Consider the following 14295-nt stretch of genomic DNA (forward strand, 5'->3'; position numbering starts at 1 on the left):
CCAGAAGCCGCATAGACGTCATTCGAGGCGCCACAACTCCAAGATCGACGGGGTGGGGCGGGGAGGGCGGCGGCGGGGGTGGAGGAAGGGCGGAGGGGGACCGATAACGATCATGTAACGGGCGCGAACCTTTTCCGGGGTGTGACTGCTCTTCTCGGCATCGGCCCGCCGGGGCCAGGAGAGGACGTCGGATGAAGCTGGTGTGGAGGCGGGCGGTAGAGGCCCGTGGGCTGCTGCTCGCCGCCGCTGTCGCGGCACTCGTCGCGGTCGCTTTGGTCACCGGGCTCTCCGACTACAACCGCCGGGCGGTGGACGCGGGCGCCCGGGCGGTGCTCGACGCCGCCCCGGCGGAGGAACGCAGCCTGTTGATCAGCGGCTCCGGTGGCGCGGACGCCGCCGCGTACGCGGAGCGGGACCGCGCGGTACGGGCACAGTTCGCGAACGGGCTGGGCGGGGCGCCGGTCACGGTGGCCGGGATCCGGTCCGGCACCGGGCGGGAGCTGACCGGTGACGTGGGCGCCGCCCGCACCGACGACGACCCGATGTTCGCCAACCTGGCCACGCTCGACGACCTGCCCGCGCACGCCGAGCTGGCCGCCGGGGCGTGGCCGGTGCCCGGCAGCAACCCGTTGCAGGTGACGCTGCCGGAGAAGGTGGCTGCGCAGCTGAGCCTGGAGGTCGGCGAGCGGGTGCCGCTGTACGACCGGGGCGCGGAGCGGGCCGGCACGGTGGTGGTGGCCGGCACGTGGCGGCCCCGGGACGCGACCGAGGCGTACTGGCGGCTCGCCCCGGGGGTGGGGGAGAGCCAGGGCGACGCGGAGACCACCTCTTACGGGCCGTTCGCGCTCGACCCGGCCGACTTCGCGCGCACTTTCCCGGGCTCCACCTCGGCGGCCTGGCTGGTGGACCCCGACCTGGTGGCGGTCGATCCGGCCCGGCTGCCCGCCGTGACGGCGGCGCTGGACGAGATCACTGGGAAGCTGCCCGACGCCACCGGCCTGGGCTCGTCGGCGCAGCAGGTCAGCCACCTGGACCGGCTCCTCGACCGGCTCAGCCGGGCCGATCTGGTGGGCCGGTCCGCGCTGCTCACCCCGCTGCTGCTGATCGTGGTGCTCGGCGGGTACGCGCTGGTGCTGGTGGCCGCGCTGCTGAACGAGGACCGGCGGGCGCAGACCGCGCTGCTGCGGGCCCGGGGCGCGGCCCGGGGACAGATCGCCGGGCTGGCCGTACGCGAGGCGACGCTCGTGGTGGCGCCGGCGCTGCTGCTGGCCCCGGCGCTGACCGGGCAGGCGATCCACCTCCTGGGCGCGGACCTGGGGCTGGCCGACGGCGACGTGGCCCGGGTGTGGCTGGTGGCGGTCGGCGCAGCGATCGGCTGCCTGCTCGCCATGGTGGTGCCGGCGCTGCGCCGGGCCGGCACGTACGTCGCGGACATGGCGGCCCGATCCCGCCCCACCCGGGGAGCGGCGGTGCAGCGGGCGAGCGTGGACGTGGCGCTGGTGGCCCTGGCCGTGCTCGCCTGGACCCAGTTGCGGCAGTACTCGTCGCCGCTCGCCGGCGCGAACGGCAGCCTCGGCATCGACCCGCTGCTGGCCGCCGCGCCCACCATCGGGGTGCTGGCCGGCGCGGTGATCGCGCTGCGGCTGCTGCCGCCGGCCACCCGGATCGCGGAACGCTTCGTCGACCGCCGGCCGTGGAACGCCACCATGTTCGGCATGTGGCAGGCGGGCCGCCGCCCGCACGCCGGCCCGGTGCTGCTGCTCGCGCTCGCCGTCGGGGGCAGCACGCTCGCGTGGTCGCTCGTCGCCTCCTGGGAACGCTCGCAACGCGACCAGGCCCAGCACACGGTCGGCACGGACCTTCGGCTGACCGAACGGGACGGCACCGCCCCGGCCGACCGGGCCGCCCAGCTGGCCGCCGTGCCCGGGCTCGACCGGGTGCTGCCCGCGTGGCGCGACGACGTGCGCCTGGGCCGCGAGGCCCGGCCGGCGACCGTGGTGGCCCTGGACGCCGCCGCCGCGAAGGGGATGATCCGGCTCGACGACGCCGACGGCGGGGCGTCCACCGGGGCCCTGCTGGACCGGCTCGCGGCCGGTCGGGCCGATCCGGTCGGCGGTGTCCTGCCAGCCGGTGCGAAGACGTTCTCCGGCACCGTCCGTACGCCCGTGGAAAGCATGTACGACCGGCCGCGGGTCGCCGTGAGCGCGCTGTTCGCCACCGACGCCGGGGCCACCTGGCGGGTCCGGCTGGCCGAGGCCGGCGGCGAGGGACGGCCGGTGCGCTTCTCCGTGCCGCTGCCCGACACCGGCGGCGCGCCGCTGCGCCTGGTCGGCTTCGAGGCCGACGGCGGCGACGCCAGCGGCAGCTCCTACCGGCTGCTCCTGGACAAGTTGCGGCTCACCGACGCCGCAGGCGCGGCCCTGCCGTTGCCGGTGGAGGGGGCCTGGCGGGTGATCGACCCGGGCAGCGGGCCACGCCGCGACGCCGAGGCCACCCCCACCCGGGTGGACGCGACGCAGGCCTTCGACGTGCCCGAAGGGCTGTTGCAGTACGCCCGGGTGCCCTCGTCCCGGTTCGCCGTGGTGCCCCAGGCCGACGACCCGCCGGTGCCGGTGCTCGTCACGCCGGGGGTCGCCGCCGCGCTGAGCGTGCAGACCGGTGACACCGTCAAGCTGTCGGTCGCCGAGGTGACGCTGGAGGTCACTGTGGTCGGCCAGGTCGCCGCGGTGCCCGGCACCGGTGGCGACGGCGTGCTGCTGGACCTGCCCACCGCCACCACCCAGCTCCTGGAACGCAGCGGCGGCGTCCGGCCGGTGGCGGAGTGGTGGCTGGGCACCACGCCCGGCGGGCACGCCGCGGCCGCTGACGCGCTCGCCGCGACCGGCCGCACGGTGCTGCTGGACCGGCGGGCGGTGGCCGCGGAGGCCGCCGAGGACCCGTACTGGCAGGGTGCGCGTACCGGCCTGCTGGCCGCCGCGCTCGGGTCGGTGCTGCTGGCGCTGGTCGGCCTGGCGGTCGACGTGTGGGCCACCACCCGGCGGCGGCTCAACGAACTGGCCGTGTTCAACACGCTCGGCGCGAACACCCGGCTGCTGGCCCGCGCCTACCTCGCCGAGCAGGGTTTCCTGGCCGCGATCGGAGTCGGCGTCGGGCTGCTTGTCGGCGCCCTCGTCGCGGCCACCATGGTGCCGCTTGTGATCCTCACCCCGGCCGCCGGACGGCCGGTGCCCGAGGCGGTCTTCACAGTGCCCTGGGTGCCGATCGGGGCGACCGCCGCCGGGCTGCTGCTCGCCGCGCTCGCCTTCGCCGCCGTCATCACCACCGGCATCCGCCAGCGGGTCGCCGCCGCGCAGCTCCGGATCGGAGGAGAACGATGAGCCTTCCTGGTGCCGCGCGCCGGGTCCGCGCATACGGAGGGCAGTTCCTGCTGCTCGCCGTCCTGACCCTGGTGACCGCGCTGTTGATCACGGGCGTGCCCCGGGTCGCCGACCGGTTGACCGGGCAGGGGCTCACCGAGTACGTGGCCGGTCAGCCGGTGGCCCGCCGGGATCTCGCGTACAGCGCCGGACCGGACGTCGTGCCGGCCTCGGACCAGCCCGTCGTCGCCAGCCGGGGAGCCCTGCTCGCGGCGGTCGAGGAGAAGATGCCCGCCGAGGTGCGCGACGCGATCGGCGAGCGCTGGTTCGCGGCGCAGACCGTCCCCGGGCGACTGCGCGGTCCGACGCTGAGCGACGACAAAGGGCTGATCGACCTGCACCTGCGCGCCGGCACCGGCATCCGGGAGGCGGCCACCCTGGTCGACGGGCGGTGGCCGGAACGCGGCGTCACCCCGGCCGGCGCGATCGAGGTGACGCTCGCCGAGACGATCGCCACCCGGCTGGGCATCGCGGCCGGCGACCGGTTCCGCCTCTCGCTGCTGGACCGCGACAACAACGTGCTCAACTCCCGCCCGGTCGACCTGGTCGGCGTGTGGCGGCCGAACGACCCGGCCGGCGGTGTCTGGGACACGCTGCCGTCGATGCTGAAGCTCAGCCCGCCGCAAGGCGACGGCGATCCGTTCGTGGCCGTCGCGTACACCGCCGACGCGGGCCTGAACTCGATCACCGCCCGCGAATGGCCGGTGACGTTCGGCTGGCGGTACCGGATCGCCCCGGACCGGCTCGAACCGGGCCGCCTCGACGCGCTGATCGCCGGCGTCGACGGGCTGGACCGGGCCATGCCCACTGAGGTCAAGATGACCCTCAGCCAGGGCGTGGACATCCCGCTGCGGCGCTTCGCCGACTCGCTCGCCGCCGCGCGTACCCTGCTCGCGGTCATCGCCGCCGGGCTGCTCGCCACGCTGGCCGGGCTGACGCTGCTGGCCGCCCGGCTGGCCGCGCGCCGCCGCCGCGCCGAGTTCCACCTGATCCGGGCGCGCGGCGGCTCGACCGGTGACGTGCTGCGTCGCGGTCTGGCCGAGTCGCTGCTGGTGCTGCCGGCCGCGGCCGGGATCGGCTGGCTGCTCGGCGGGCTGCTGCCCGGCGCCGGGTCGCCGTGGCACTGGGTGCTGATCGCCGGGCTGCTGGCCACGCTGCTGCCGCCACTCGCCGCGCTCGCGGTCGGCCGCCGCGCCGGTGGCCGCTCCGACCTCGGCGGCCGGTCGCCCGCCGTCCGGCTCACCGTCGAGGTCGCGGTGCTCGGGCTCGCCGTGCTCGGCGCGTTCCTGCTGCGCCGCCGCGGGCTCACCGCCGGCTCGGTGGATCCGCTGCTGGTCACCGTGCCGGTGCTGCTGGCGATCGCGGCGGCGCTGGTGGCGCTGCGCGCGTACCCCTGGCCGTTGCGGCTGCTCAGCCGCGTCGCCGCGCGGGCGCGCGGCAGCGTCGCGTTCCTCGGCGCCGCCCGCGCGGGCCGGGCCGCGAGCACCGGGCCGCTCGTAGTGGTGGTGCTGGCCGTGGCCACCGCCGCGTTCTGCGGCGTGGTGGCGACCGGCATCGAGACCGGCCGGGACACCGCCGCCGCCCAGGCCGTGCCGGGTGACCTGCTGGTACGCGGGGAGCGCTTCGCGCCGGACACCGCGGAGAAACTGGCTGAGCTGCCCGGGGTACGCGCTGTCGCGCCACTGCTCACAGTGCCGGCCGAGCGCCCTTACGCCGACCGTGCCGGTCGCCTCGCGCCGATCACCGAGCTGCGCGTGGTGCTCGTGGACGGGGAGCGGTTCGCCGAGGTGGCGCGCCGGGCCGGCGTACCGGTGAGCGTGCCCGACCCGCTGCGGGCCCGCGCCGACGGCAGCACGCCGCTGCCGGCGCTCGTCTCCCCGGCGGTCGCCGACGAGCTGGCCGACGCCGGGCTCGCCGACGCCCAGGGCGAGCGACCCGCCTGGCTGGACGTGCAGGGCAACCGGCTGCCGGTGCGCAACGCCGCCACAGTCGACGAGTTCGCGCTTGTCGACAAGGGCGTACGCCGGTTCGTGGTGCTGCCGTGGCCGGCGTTGCCGGCGGACGCGCCGCATCAGCTCGCGCCCACCGGGTTCGTGCTGGCCGGCGCGGGCGTGGACGCCGCCGAGGTGGACCGGGTCGCGCGTGAGGGGCAGAACCGCTACCTGCGCATCGGCGGGGTCGGCACCGGGGACAAGGCCCGCGCGCCGGAGGTGACGGCCCGCTCGGCCGTGCGCGCCGACCTGGGCGGCACCGGCGTGAACGGCCTGCTGGTGTTCGGCTTCGCGCTCGGCGCCGGGGGCGGCGCGGTGCTGGGGCTGCTCGGGCTCGCGCTCGCGGTGCTCGCCGGGGCCCGTTCGCGCGGGCAGGTGCTGTCCCGGCTGCGCACGATGGGTCTGTCCCGCCGGCAGTGGCGCGGCATGCTGATGGTCGAGCTGACCCCGCTGGTGCTGGTGTCGGTGCTCACCGGCGCGGTGGTCGGCGCGTTGCTGCCGCTGCTGCTCACGCCGGTGCTCGGGCTGCCCGCGTTCACCGGCGGCGTGGACGTACGCCCACAGTTCGAACCCGGCCTGGTCGCCGGGGTGTCGGTCCTGGCCATGGTGGCCCTGGGCTTCGCGATCGCCGTGGAGGCCGTGAACAACCGCCGGATGCGCCTCGGTGAGGTGCTGCGGCTCGGAGAGGAGAGCTGAGATGACCGCGACCGCCGAGGCGTCCGTGCCGGATCTGGCGTCCCTGCAACAGCGCGCGGCCGAACGGGCCGCGCAACGGGCCGGAGGACGCGACCGGTTGCGCGGGCACATCGTCTGCGACGGCCTGGTGCGCATCTTCAAGACCGAGGGCGTCGAGGTCTTCGCCCTCCAGGGCCTCGACCTGGTCATCGACCGGGGTGAGCTGGTCGCGATCGTCGGTGCGTCCGGCTCCGGCAAGTCGACGCTGCTGAACATCCTGTCCGGCCTGGACACGCCGACCGCGGGCATCGCCCGGGTCGCCGACTACGACCTGTTGTCGCTGTCGAACAAGCGGCGGCTGGCCTACCGGCGGGAGGTGGTCGGGTTCATCTGGCAGCAGACCGGCCGCAACCTGCTGCCGTACCTGACCGCGCTGGAGAACGTGGAGCTGCCGATGAAGCTGGCCGGGCGGGGCGGCGGGCGGCGCAAGCGGCGGGAGCGGGCCCGTGAACTGCTGGACATGGTGGGCGTCGGCTACTGCGCGGACCGCCGTCCGGGCCAGATGAGCGGCGGCGAACAGCAGCGCTGCGCGGTCGCCGTGGCGGTGGCGAACGACCCGGAGATCCTCTTCGCCGACGAGCCGACGGGCGAGCTGGACGAGGCCACCGGGGCGGAGGTCTTCGCCGCGCTGCGCACCATCAACGCCGAGCTGGGCGTCACCATCGTGGTGGTCACCCACGACCAGGCCGTGGCCGGCCAGGTCCGCCGTACCGTCGCGATCCGCGACGGCCGGACCGCCTCCGAGGTACGCCGGACCGCGCGCGTCACCGCCGACGGCGGCACCGAGATGGTCAGCGATGAGTACGCGGTACTGGACCGCACCGGCCGGATGCAGCTGCCGGCGCAGTTCGTGGAGGCGTTGTCGCTGCGCGACCGGGTCCGGCTCAACCTGGAACCCGACCACGTCGAGGTGCGTCCCGGCGACCGGGCGACCGCCGAGGAGAGTGAGTGATGACCGACCAGACAGTGGTGCTGCCGGCGGCGTCGGTGACGGCAGTGGAGGACGTGGTCCAGGTCGAGGGGGTGAGCCGCACCTTCGGCAAGGGCGAGCACGCCGTGCACGCCGTACAGGACGTCTCCTTCACCGCGCGGCGCGGCGAGCTGGTCGCGGTGCGGGGCCGCTCCGGCGCCGGCAAGACCACGCTGCTGAACCTGATCGGCGGCCTGGACCGGCCGGACTCCGGCCTGATCCGGGTGGCCGGGCACGAGGTCACCGGGGCGGGCGAGCGGGAGCTGCTGGCGTTGCGCCGGGGCACGATCGGGTTCGTGTTCCAGACGTTCGGGCTGGTGCCGATCCTGTCCGCCGCGGAGAACGTCGGGGTGCCGCTGCGGCTGGCCAAGGTGCCGGCGGCCGAACGGGAGCAGCGGGTGGCGGTGCTGCTGGAACTGGTCGGACTGGGCGGGCACGCCGCGCAGCGCCCGTACGAGCTGTCCGGCGGGCAGCAGCAGCGGGTGGCGGTGGCGCGGGCGCTGGCGAACGAACCGGACCTGCTGATCGCCGACGAGCCGACCGGTCAGCTCGACTCCGAGACCGGGCGGTCGATCATGGACCTGCTCCGGGCCGTGGTGCACGCCCGGGGGATGACCGCACTTGTGGCCACGCACGATCCGGCGCTGATCGAGATGGCCGACCGGACGCTGACGCTGCGCGACGGGCGGCTGGCGCCGGAGGACTGACCCGGGCGACCGGGCCGCGCGCCTTCGGGTGGCGGCCCGGAGCCTGGTCGCGGCCCGGTGCCGGGTCACGTCCCGGCGCTTGGTCGCGGCCCGGTCAGAGCGCCAGCTTCATGCCCTCGTGGCTGGCCACGAAGCCCAGGTCGCGGTAGAACCGGTGCGCGTCGGCGCGCTGCTTGTCGGTGGTGAGCTGCACCAGCGCGCAGCCGCGCTCCCGGGCCCGGTCGATCGCCCAGCGCATCATCGTCCCGCCCAGCCCACGGCCGCGCCGGTCGGAGCGGACCCGCACGGACTCGATCAGGCATCGCTCGGCACCGTGCCGCCCCAGCCCGGGGATGTACGTGAGCTGGAAGCAGCCCACCAGTTCCCCGCCGTCGTCGGCGACGATCAGCTCGTTGCGCGGATCGGCGTCGAGGTCGGCGAACGCGCGCTCGTACGCCTCGTCCACCTCGGGCAGGTCGCGGGTACGCCCCAGCACGTCGTCGGCGAGCAGGGCGAGCACGGCGGGCAGGTCGGCGCGGACCGCCTCCCGGAAGATCATCTCGGTCACCCGGCCAGCTTGGCACAGCGCCACGCGCGGGTGTGGCCCGGGCGTCGGGCTGGTCAGCCGCCGTCCAGCCAGCTGCGCAGCGCCCACCACCAGTGCACGGTCTCCGGCACCGTGCACCGCGCGCCCTCCTCGACCGGCGGGCCGCCGGTCAGCTCCCGCAGCCGCCGCAGCCGGTAGCGCACCGTGTTCGGGTGGACGTGCAGCGCGGCGGCGGTCTGGTCCAGCCGCTGCCCGTGGTGCAGCCAGGCGAGCGCCGTGCCGGCCAGCTCCCGGTGGAAGCCGTCGGCCGGGTCGAGCGCGCCGAGCAGGCTCGCCCGCAGCAGTTCGGCGAGGACCGGCTGGGCGGCGAGCGCGGTCTCCCCGGCCAGGTCGGTGACCTGACGCAGCCCGCGCAGCCGCCGGTGCGCGGCGGTGGCCAGCGCCGCCAGGCAGAGCGCGTACATGGCCGGGGCCCGCTCCAGCGGCTGGGCGGGCGCGACAAGCGTGAGCAGGTCGGCCGGCGCGGCGTCGGGCAGGCGCGGGAGCAGACCGGCGAGCCGGTCGTCGACGGTGCCCAGCAGGCCGCCGTGCCGGGTGAGCTGCCGGTGCAGAGCGTGCGCCCGGACCGGGTCGGGCGGCGCGGCGACCAGGCAGTGGTAGCGCCCGTCCGGCCGCAGCCCGAACCGGGTCAGCTCGGCCGGGAGCGTACCGGCGGGTCCGTCGCGCAGCAGCCGCCGCAGCAGGTGCACTCGGGCCGCCGCGCCCGTGCGGAGCAGGTCCCGTTCGGCAGCCCGGTGCCCGTCGACCACCGCTCGCTCCACCGCCGCGGCGTACCGGCCGATGGTGAGCAGCCCTTCCAGCAGCACCTCGTCGGCGATGCCGGCGGCCCGGCCGTGCCGGACCACGAGTTCCACCGCCCGGTCCCGTCCGGCCTGCACCCCGCGCAGCAGGCCGGTGACGGAGACGCCCTGCGCGGCCCGGTCCGCGCCCAGCCGGCGGGCCTCGGTGAAGTCCCGTCCGGCCGGATCCTCGTGGCGTTCCAGCGCGCCGAGACCGCTGCCCAGCAGCAGGACGACCTGGCGGCGTACCTCGTCGGCGGGAAGGCGGGCCACCTCGGGCGAGTTCGCGCGGGCGGCCCACGCTACCTCGTCGACGGCGGCCGGGTCGGCGGTCAGGTCGCGCAGCAACGTGCCGAAGGTGGGGACGTTCCCGGTCCGGGTCACGCCGCCTCCCGTTGTCGTCGCGGCACAACCGGGCCGCGCGGGCATTGACGTCCGGTCCCTAGCCGCGGCGGCAGGCTGGTTGCTCTCCTGGTTGTTACCGCAAGGTAACACCGTTCGCGCCACTGAGAAACGTCGATGTCGTACCGGCTGCCAGGAGGCGACCATGACCCCCGTGCCACTCCGCCCGCCCCGACCCCGCCGCCGCGCCCTCGCCGTGCTGGCCGCGCTCGCCCTCGTCGCCCCGGCCCCGCTGATGACGGCGCCCGCGCCGGCCGCCGCCGCTGTCGCGCTCCAAGAGGTGATGTTTGTCGGCAACAACTGGGACGGCACCGCCGACGTCATCCGGTCCCGTGGCGACTACGCCAAGCTCGGCCGGATCAACGTGATCCCGGACCGCGCCGCGCGCCTGCGCGAGATCTACCTCAACCCGATCAAGCTGGCGTACTTCCTCGGCATCCGGCAGGGCCCGGGGGAGGGCCACGACCAGTTCGTCGACGACATGTACACCACCCCCGACGGCAGCGCGGTAGTGGTGTCCCGGCCCAGCTTCGCCGACGTCGTCTCGATCGACCTCGCCACCGGCGCGCTGCGCTGGCGGTTCCCGGTCTCCGGCTACCGCTCCGACCACATGGCCGTGTCGCCCGACGGCACCCGGGTCGCGGTCTCCGCCTCCACCTCCAACACCGTGCACGTGCTGGACATCCGCACCGGAGCGCAGCTCGGCTCGTTCGGCACTGGCGACAAGCCGCACGAGAACATCTACACCGACGGCGGCACCCGCCTGTGGAACATGTCCATCGGTGAGGTCAACACCGACCTGGACGCGCCCTGGCTCGACTGGACCAAGGGCGACCGGCGGATCACCGTCGCCGACACCACCACGTACCAGGTGGTCAAGGTGATCGACATGCGAGACCGCCTCGACGCCGCCGGCCGCCGGGACCTCTCCGACGCGGTCCGCCCGGCCGTGTTCACCCCGGACGGCAGCCGGCTCTACTTCCAGGTGTCCTTCTTCAACGGCGTGGTCGAGTACGACGTGGCCACCGACCGGGTCACCCGCGTCGCCACGCTGCCGAAGAACCCGGCCACCAGCGAGGACCGCACCACCTGGGTCAACGACTCCCGGCACCACGGCCTGTCGATGAGCCCTGACGGCACCCGGGTCTGTGTCGCCGGCACCATGGACGACTACGCCACCGTGCTCGACCGGGCCACGTTGCGCGAGGGGCCGCTCGTGCCCGCGAGCAAGCCGTACTGGGCCACCGTCAGCGGGGACGGCCGGGACTGCGTGATCTCCGAATCCGGCGCGGATCAGGTCACCGCGATCAACTTCGCGACCGGGCAGAAGGTCGCGAGCGTCCCGGTCGGCGACCACCCCCAGCGCGTCCGCGTCGGGCACGTGCCGGAGGGCTGGACGCCCCCGTCCGCCGGCTGACCGCCGACGCTCGACCGGCCGGCGTCCGGCTCCCGGCTGCAGGCCGGACCGTCACCGGGCGGGGCAGCGCAGCCCTTCCCGGGGGACGGTGAGCGAGATCAGGTACGCGTCGACCGCAGACGTCACGCACGACGTCTGCGGGTAGGCGGTGTGCCCCTCGCCCTCCCAGGTGAGCACCCGCCCCACGCCCAGCATCGAAGCCAGGGCGGGCGTCTGCTCGTACGGTGTCGCCGGGTCACCTGTGGTGCCGACCACCAGGATCGGCGGCGCGCCGTTCGCCCGGCCGGTCGGATAGGGGTCCCGCTCGCCGGGCCACTCCACGCAACCCAGCATCCCCACCGCCAGGGCGGGACCGAACAGCGGGTACTTCTGCCGCCACTGCGACTGCAACGAGCGGACCTGCTCGCGGGTCGGCTTCTCGGTCTCGTCCGCGCAGTTGACCGCCAGGTTGGCGTCGAACAGGTTGGAGTAGTGCCCGTCGGGCTCACGGCCCGCGTACGAGTCGGCCAGCTTGAACACGGCGTCCGGGTCGCCGCCCTGCAGCTCGTCGATCGCCCGGGCCAGCTCCTGCCAGCCCTGCTCGGTGTAGAGCGAGGAGATCACCGCGTAGAAGACCCAGCCGGCGGTGGCTTCCCGGCCGCCCTTCCCGCGTACCGGGGAGGTCTTCGCCTTGGCGATCGCGTCGGTGACCGCACCCCGGGCGTCCGGGGCGATCGGGCAGCGGCCGGCGTTCGCCGCGCACCACCTGGTGAAGTTGTCGAACGCCCGCTCGAAGCCCTTCGCCTGGCTCTCCGACCCGGCGATCAGCTTCTGCTGCGGGTCGACCGCGCCGTCGAGCACCAGCGCGCGCACGCGCTGCGGATAGAGCTGGGCGTAGGTGGCGCCGAGCAGCGTGCCGTAGGAGTAGCCGAGGTACGTCAGCTTGTCGTCGCCGACCGCAGCGCGGACCGCGTCCATGTCCCGGGCGGCCTGCTCGGTGCCGTAGAGCGGGAGCTGGTCGCCGTACTTCGCGCCGCACCGCTCGCCGATGCGCCGGTTGAGGCCGACGAAGCCGTCGAACGACGACTGGCTCTCCGGGTCGGGGTCGTAACCGAAGCTGGCGTCCAGGTCGGCGTCGGAGATGCACTTGACCGGGCTGGACCGGGCCACACCGCGCGGGTCGAAGCCGACGATGTCGAACCGGTCGGTGATCGCCGTCGGCAGGCCGCCGAACGCCGGGCCGAAGGACAGGTAGACGGCGGTGTCGACGCCGGAGGCCCCGGGACCGCCGGGGTTGACCACCAGCGAGCCGATCCGGTCGCGCTGCTTGGTCGAGCGGGCCCGGATCAGCGCGATCTCGAACGTCTCGCCGGTGCCCGGCCCGGCGGTCGCGCCGGTGGTGGCGCCGGTGCCCCAGTTGCGCGGCACGGCGATGCGGGCGCAGTCGTAGCGCATGTCCGCAGCGCCCCGGCCGACCAGCTCGTTCGGCACCTCCGGGCAGGCCCGCCACTCCGGTGCGGTGCCCGGCGGGGCAGCCTCGCCCTCGCTCTCGGCGCGCGGGGCGAACGCCGGCAGCGTGCAGCCGGCGGTGAGCACCACCGCCGCGACGAACGCGGCCAGGGCGGGCCGGAACCGGCGGGTCCGGTCGGGGAAGCGGGTCACGTGGGCGCCTTCCATGATCGTGTCGACCGTCAGGCTACGCCCGGCCGCGGGTGTCACCGACCGTCGCCGCCGGATCGCCGCGCAGCACCTCGTCGACGTCGTAGCGGATCGGGCGGTCGAGCTGGCCGTAGCCGCACGAGCGGGGATCACGGTCGGGCCGCCAGCGCAGGAACCGGGCGGTGTGCCGCAGCCGGTCGCCCTCCATCGCGTCGTACGCCACCTCGACCACCAGCTCCGGGCGCAGCGGCTCCCACTCCAGGTTCTTGCCGCCGGTCCACCGGCTCACCCCGCCCGGGATGCGCTGGCCCCGCTCGTGGTCGCCGTGCACCCACGGGTGCTCGCCGCCGACCTCGCGGTAGGGCTCCAGCTCGTCGAGCAGCTCCTTGCGGCGGGCCATGGTGAACGAGGAGCTGACGCCGATGTGGTGCAGCACGCCGTCGTCGTCGTAGAGCCCGAGCAGCAGCGAGCCCACCACCGGACCGGACTTGTGCCAGCGGAAGCCGGCCACCACCGCGTCCATCGTGCGCGCGTGCTTGACCTTGAACATGAGCCGCTTGCCCGGCTCGTACGGCAGGTCGGCCGGCTTGACGATCAGCCCGTCCAGGCCGGCGCCCTCGAACACCTCGAACCAGCGGCGGGCCGTCTCCGGGTCGGTGGTCACCTGCGTCACGTGCACCGGCGGGCGTACCCCGGACAGCGCCTGCTCCAGCCGCTCGCGGCGCCGGGGATAGGGCTGCTCCGTGAGCAGCTCGTCGTCGATCGCCAGCAGATCGAACGCGACGAAGTCGGCCGGGGTGGTCTCGGCCAGCAGCTTCACCCGGGAGGCGGCCGGATGGATCCGCTGGGCCAGCAGCTCGAAGTCGAGCCGCGGCTGCCGGCCCGGCCCGTCCCGGCGGATCACGATCAGCTCGCCGTCGACAGCGCACCGGGGCGGGAGCTGCCGGCGTGCCTGCTCCACCACCTCGGGGAAGTAGCGCGTCATCGACTTGCCGCCCCGGCTGGCCAGCTCGACCTCGTCACCGTCGCGGAACACGATGCAGCGGAAGCCGTCCCACTTCGGCTCGTAGGTCAGACCGGGATCGGTGGGCAGCTCGGCCACGCTCTTGGCCAGCATCGGCTCGACCGGAGGGTTGATCGGCAGGTCCACGGCGACCAGTCAACCAGACGCCACCGACAGTGGTGAGGCAGATCACCGGCGGGAGCCGGGCGGCGTGTCCCGGCCCGGACGTGTTCGTCACCGTCGCCCGGATGGTGAAACCGCAGGTCAGAGCTACCGTCGCGGCGTGCCGGAGTGGAGCTGCGGATGCTGCGGGCGCTGGCGGGTCAGCGTCGAGCTGATTCGTGGCCGCTACCGGTACCGGCTGGCGCACAGCTACCCGCCCGAGCACGGCGGCGGCTCGAACGTCGTCGGCGAGGTCGGCTCGGTGGCCGAGCTGGAGCGGCTGCTGAAGCGGTACGCCCCGGTCACCCTGGCCGACCTCCACGAGGCCGCCTGACCCTCGCGCCGCCTGACTCTCGCGCCGCCTGACCCCCGCGCCAGTGGACCGGGTCGGCTGCGGCCGGGCGGCGGAACACCCGGCTCAGGCATCTCCGCAGCCCCGCGAACCGCCGATCTTGGAGTTGTGGCACCTCGCGAAGTTCGCCAAAGGGG

10 protein-coding genes are annotated in these 14295 nt (G+C 75.1%); 6 read left to right on the forward strand and 4 right to left on the reverse strand.

The window, feature by feature from the left end:
* The first annotated feature begins 191 nt into the window (after positions 1-191).
* Genes FHU28_RS11170 through FHU28_RS11185 form a run of 4 tightly spaced genes read left to right on the forward strand, consistent with a single transcriptional unit; the run spans position 192 to position 7819 of the window.
* Positions 192-3377: an FtsX-like permease family protein gene (locus FHU28_RS11170; RefSeq protein ID WP_184683455.1), complete on the forward strand. Its 3186-nt coding sequence runs from the start codon at positions 192-194 to the stop codon at positions 3375-3377.
* On the forward strand, positions 3374-6103 hold the full coding sequence (locus FHU28_RS11175; protein ID WP_184683457.1) for an ABC transporter permease: 2730 nt from the start codon (positions 3374-3376) through the stop codon (positions 6101-6103). The genes FHU28_RS11170 and FHU28_RS11175 overlap by 4 nt, the downstream gene beginning before the upstream one ends.
* 1 nt (position 6104) lies before the next feature.
* Positions 6105-7094 (forward strand): ABC transporter ATP-binding protein, encoded by a 990-nt coding sequence (locus FHU28_RS11180; protein ID WP_184683459.1) that lies wholly within the window; start codon positions 6105-6107, stop codon positions 7092-7094.
* Positions 7094-7819: an ABC transporter ATP-binding protein gene (locus tag FHU28_RS11185; RefSeq protein ID WP_184683461.1), complete on the forward strand. Its 726-nt coding sequence runs from the start codon at positions 7094-7096 to the stop codon at positions 7817-7819. Before FHU28_RS11180 ends, FHU28_RS11185 begins: the two co-directional genes overlap by 1 nt.
* Positions 7820-7913: 94 nt before the next feature.
* Here FHU28_RS11185 and FHU28_RS11190 read toward each other — a convergent pair whose 3' ends face one another.
* A complete protein-coding gene (locus tag FHU28_RS11190) occupies positions 7914-8366 on the reverse strand; it encodes a GNAT family N-acetyltransferase (RefSeq protein ID WP_184683463.1) in 453 nt (150 codons plus the stop codon).
* A 53-nt stretch (positions 8367-8419) separates the two neighbouring features.
* Positions 8420-9568: a helix-turn-helix domain-containing protein gene (locus FHU28_RS11195; protein ID WP_184683465.1), complete on the reverse strand. Its 1149-nt coding sequence runs from the start codon at positions 9566-9568 to the stop codon at positions 8420-8422.
* Positions 9569-9731: 163 nt separating this feature from the next.
* On the opposite strand from FHU28_RS11195, the gene FHU28_RS11200 reads away from it, so the two are divergent.
* Complete coding sequence (locus tag FHU28_RS11200) at positions 9732-11003, forward strand: YncE family protein (RefSeq protein WP_184683468.1); 1272 nt, start codon at positions 9732-9734, stop codon at positions 11001-11003.
* Between the two features lie 51 nt (positions 11004-11054).
* On the opposite strand, the gene FHU28_RS11205 is transcribed toward FHU28_RS11200, so the two are convergent.
* Both FHU28_RS11205 and FHU28_RS11210 read right to left on the reverse strand, forming a co-directional pair.
* Positions 11055-12644: an alpha/beta hydrolase gene (locus FHU28_RS11205; protein ID WP_311773566.1), complete on the reverse strand. Its 1590-nt coding sequence runs from the start codon at positions 12642-12644 to the stop codon at positions 11055-11057.
* A gap of 34 nt (positions 12645-12678) precedes the next feature.
* Entirely contained in the window at positions 12679-13791 is a 1113-nt protein-coding gene (locus FHU28_RS11210) for an ATP-dependent DNA ligase (RefSeq protein ID WP_184683473.1), read from the reverse strand.
* 136 nt (positions 13792-13927) lie between these two features.
* Here FHU28_RS11210 and FHU28_RS11215 point away from each other — a divergent pair, with 136 nt between their 5' ends.
* The gene (locus tag FHU28_RS11215; protein ID WP_184683475.1) at positions 13928-14140 is read left to right on the forward strand and encodes a hypothetical protein; all 213 of its coding nucleotides are present in this window, start codon (positions 13928-13930) and stop codon (positions 14138-14140) included.
* The last annotated feature ends 155 nt before the right edge of the window (positions 14141-14295 follow it).

It is taken from the genome of Micromonospora echinospora, assembly GCF_014203425.1.
GTDB lineage: Bacteria > Actinomycetota > Actinomycetes > Mycobacteriales > Micromonosporaceae > Micromonospora > Micromonospora echinospora_A.